At 71.6% G+C, this 3,888-nt stretch carries 5 protein-coding genes; all 5 read left to right on the top strand.

Annotated features, from left to right (window positions below; genetic code table 11):
- Positions 1 to 435: FHA domain-containing protein (locus GTW43_RS04425; RefSeq protein ID WP_161300300.1), on the top strand; the 435-nt coding region annotated here is incomplete at its 5' end.
- A 28-nt stretch (positions 436 to 463) separates the two neighbouring features.
- On the top strand, positions 464 to 1,195 hold the full coding sequence (locus GTW43_RS04420) for a MerR family transcriptional regulator (RefSeq protein ID WP_161300299.1): 732 nt from the start codon (positions 464 to 466) through the stop codon (positions 1,193 to 1,195).
- An 86-nt stretch (positions 1,196 to 1,281) separates the two neighbouring features.
- On the top strand, positions 1,282 to 1,755 hold the full coding sequence (locus GTW43_RS04415) for a bifunctional nuclease family protein (RefSeq protein WP_161300298.1): 474 nt from the start codon (positions 1,282 to 1,284) through the stop codon (positions 1,753 to 1,755).
- Between the two features lie 171 nt (positions 1,756 to 1,926).
- On the top strand, positions 1,927 to 2,547 hold the full coding sequence (locus GTW43_RS04410; RefSeq protein WP_161300297.1) for a MerR family transcriptional regulator: 621 nt from the start codon (positions 1,927 to 1,929) through the stop codon (positions 2,545 to 2,547).
- Between the two features lie 45 nt (positions 2,548 to 2,592).
- On the top strand, positions 2,593 to 3,888 hold a 1,296-nt coding region (locus GTW43_RS04405; RefSeq protein ID WP_343245900.1), incomplete at its 3' end, for a DNA polymerase IV.

The raw sequence follows: 3,888 nt of genomic DNA, 5'->3' as shown, positions 1-3,888 counted from the left end.
GGCCCGTCCGAGACGACGTCCACGATCTCCATCTCGGGGCTCGAGTCGTACGACCCGGAGGCCACCGGTCAGACCCAGCTGCCGGCCCTGTCGCCCGAGGCGCAGGCCGCGGTCGACGCCCTGCCGATGGGCTCGGCGCTCCTCGTGGTGCGCCGCGGTCCGAACTCGGGCAGCCGCTTCCTCCTGGACGGCGACCTGACCACGGCGGGCCGCCATCCGCAGAGCGACATCTTCCTGGACGACGTGACCGTGTCGCGGCGCCACGTGGAGTTCCGTCGCCAGCAGGACGGCACGTTCAGCGTCGCCGACGTCGGCAGCCTGAACGGGACGTACGTGAACCGTGAGCGCATCGACTCCGTGACGCTGAACAACGGCGACGAGGTGCAGATCGGTAAGTACCGGCTGGTCTTCTACGCGAGCCAGCGAGGTATCTGACCCGTCAGCGACCCATTCAGGAAGGTCCATGCTTCATACACCGAGGGGCGGTGCCGCGGGCGGCACCGCCACCGTGGACAGCCGGCCGATGAGCATCGGCACCGTCCTGAACACGCTGCGCGAAGAGTTCCCCGAAGTCACCATCTCCAAGATCAGGTTCCTGGAGTCGGAGGGGCTCATCGAGCCGCAGCGGACGCCGTCCGGCTATCGCAAGTTCGGTGCGGACGACGTCGAGCGGCTCGCGCACGTGCTGCGGATGCAGCGGGACCACTACCTGCCGCTGAAGGTCATCAAGGAGCAGCTCGACGCCCTGGAGCCCGGCGATCCGCTGCCGGTACCGGCGCCCGCCCGGCCCGGTGACGCGGCGGAGGCCGCGGACGACGGGCCGACCGCCGCGCGGATCGGCCGGGACGAGCTGCTCGCGGCCGCCGGGATCGAGGCGTCCGAGCTCGAGGAGTGGGAGTCGTACGGGCTCATCGTCGAGCTGCCCGACGGTGGTTACGACGCCGGGGCCGTCGTGGTCGCCGGGCTCGTCGGCGAGCTGGGCCGCTTCGGCATCGAGCCGCGCCATCTGCGCGTCATGCGCGCCGCCGCGGACCGCGAGGCCGGTCTCGTGGACTCGGTGGTCGCACCGCTCAAGGTGCACCGCAATCCGCAGACCCGGGCGCTCGCGCAGGCCCGTGCCAAGGAGCTCGCGGGCCTGACGGTGAAACTGCACGCGACTCTCGTACAGACGGCTCTCGGGGTGCGTCTGCCCTGATGGCAGGGGCGGTCACCGGCCGTGCGCCCGGCATGCGGCGGATGCCCGACTACCCAAACCTGCCGGGCACGTCCTAGGGTTGCTGTGTGAACGAGCTCGACGTCGTAGGTGTCCGGGTCGAAATGCCCTCCAACCAGCCGATCGTGCTCCTGCGTGAAGTGGGAGGCGACCGCTACCTCCCCATCTGGATCGGACCGGGGGAGGCGACAGCCATCGCCTTCGCTCAGCAGGGCATGGCTCCGCCGCGTCCGCTGACGCACGACCTGTTCAAGGACGTGCTGGAGGCGGTCGGTCAGGAGCTCACGGAAGTGCGCATCACCGACCTGCGCGAGGGCGTGTTCTACGCCGAGCTGGTGTTCGCGAGCGGTGTCGAGGTCAGTGCCCGCCCGTCCGACGCCATAGCGCTGGCCCTGCGCACCGGGACGCCCATCTTCGGCAGTGACGGGGTCCTGGACGACGCGGGGATCGCGATCCCCGACGAGCAGGAGGACGAAGTGGAGAAGTTCCGCGAGTTCCTCGACCAGATCTCACCCGAGGACTTCGGGACCAACAGCCAGTAGCGGGACGCCGTGCGGCGGCCGCCCCGGGACATTCGGCTAGCCTTTCCCCGCAGTCGGTCACGGGAAACCACTCTTAGGGTGATTATCACTCGGCGTGGCGAGTGTGGCGTTCGTTGACGCACCCCCTGTGACTGCCTACCGTCGAGAAGGCAGGTCACAGAGGAGGTCGGCGTGAGAAGCAGCGGCGACGGTACGGCGACGGGCGGTCCGTACCTGTTTCACGGCAGCGCGGCCGATCACACTCCGCAGCGCCCGCAGGGGCTGCCCGCGGTGGCGGGGGCGAGCGGTGACGAGGCGGTCGAGCAGGTGGGCTACCGGGGGCCGACCGCGTGTGCGGCGGCCGGGATCACGTACCGCCAGTTGGACTACTGGGCGAGGACCGGGCTGGTCGAGCCGAGTGTGCGGCCCGCGTACGGATCGGGCACGCAGCGGCTGTACAGCTTCCGGGACGTCGTCGTCCTCAAGGTCGTCAAGCGTTTCCTGGACACGGGCGTCTCGCTGCAGAACATCCGCACCGCCGTGCAGCACCTGCGGGAGCAGGGCTTCCGGGACCTGGAGCGGATGACGCTGATGAGCGACGGTGCGACGGTCTACGAGTGCACCTCGCCGGCCGAGGTGCACGACCTGCTCCAGGGCGGCCAGGGCATCTTCGGGATCGCCGTGGGCGTCGTGTGGCGGGACGTCGAGAGCGCGCTGTCGCAGCTGCACGGCGAGCGCGTGGACACCGGCGAGACCCTGCTGGGGAACAACCCGGGCGACGAGCTCGCGAGGCGGCGCAACCGGGCCGTGTGAGCGCGCACGGCCGCGTTGTCAGTGCCGTAGGGCAGCATCGGAGCTGTGAGAACAGCGCCCACGATCCTGCATCTCGACATGGATGCCTTCTACGCCTCCGCGGAGCAGGCGGCGAAGCCCAGTCTGCGCGGGAAGGCCGTGGTCGTGGGCGGGATCGGGCCGCGCGGCGTCGTCGCGACGGCCTCCTACGAAGCGCGGAAGTTCGGCGTCCACTCGGCGATGCCGACGGGCCAGGCCAGACGCCTGGCGCCGAACGCCGCGTTCCTGGTGCCCCGCTTCCACCTGTACCGGGAGATCAGCGAGCAGGTGATGGCCCTCCTGCGCGAGCTCTCGCCCCTGGTGGAGCCCCTGAGCCTCGACGAGGCGTTCGTCGATCTGGAGGCCGGTGAGGTGGCCTGGGACGCCGCGTCCGCGGAGGCGGTCGGGCGTCGCCTGCGCGCGGACATCCGGCGCGAGACGGGGCTGACCGGATCGGTGGGCATCGCCGTCTCGAAGATGCTGGCGAAGATCGGTTCGGAGGAGGCGAAGCCGGACGGGCTGGTGCTCATCCCGCCGGGGACCGAGCGGGCGATGATCGGCCCGCGCTCGGTGCGGATCCTGCCCGGGGTCGGCCCGGCGACCGGGGACCACCTGCGGAGGGCCGGCATCCTCACGGTCGCGGAGATCGCCGAGGCCGGGGAGGACGAGCTGGTGCGGCTCCTGGGCAAGGCGCACGGGGCGCATCTGTACGCCATGGCGCTGGCCCACGACGACCGGCCCGTCGTCGCGGAGCGCGATTCCAAGTCGGTGTCGGTCGAGGACACCTACGACGTCGACATCCACGACCGGGTCCGTGTCCGCATGGAGGTGCGGCGGCTCGCCGAGCGGTGCGTGGAGCGGCTGAGAGGGGCCGGACGGTCGGGCCGCACCGTGGTCCTGAAGGTGCGGCGCTACGACTTCTCGACGCTGACCCGGTCCGAGACGCTGCGCGGCCCCACGGACGATCCGGCGGTCGTGCGGGAAGCGGCGGCGCGGCTCCTGGAGGCCGTGGACACGACGGGCGGGGTGCGTCTGCTCGGGGTCGGGGTGAGCGGGCTCGCGGACTACACGCAGGAGGACCTGTTCGCTCAGGCCGCTCAGGCGGCAGAAGCCGCTGAGGCGGCAGGTGGCGGGGGAGCCGAGGGAGGCGAGCGAGGCGAGAGGGACGACGGGGGCGACGCGGACGCCGCTGCGGGAGTCAGGCGCGCGGCGGCCGGCACGGAGCCGGCCCCGACGGGGGAGGTCGTGGCAGCCCCCGCAGGAGACGCGGGGCACACCGCACCCCCCGAGACCGAGGCCGAGTCCGATGCCTCCGCCGCCGGG

It is taken from the genome of Streptomyces sp. SID5785, assembly GCF_009870065.1.
Classification (GTDB): domain Bacteria; phylum Actinomycetota; class Actinomycetes; order Streptomycetales; family Streptomycetaceae; genus Streptomyces.
The sequence above is the reverse complement of the archived record's forward strand: the minus strand, read 5'-3'. Positions and strand labels throughout refer to the sequence as shown.

Coding starts and splice junctions, on each gene's coding strand:
- GTW43_RS04420 (WP_161300299.1), top strand. CDS start 464: ATGCTTCATACACCGAGGGGCGGTGCCGCGGGCGGCACCGCCACCGTG.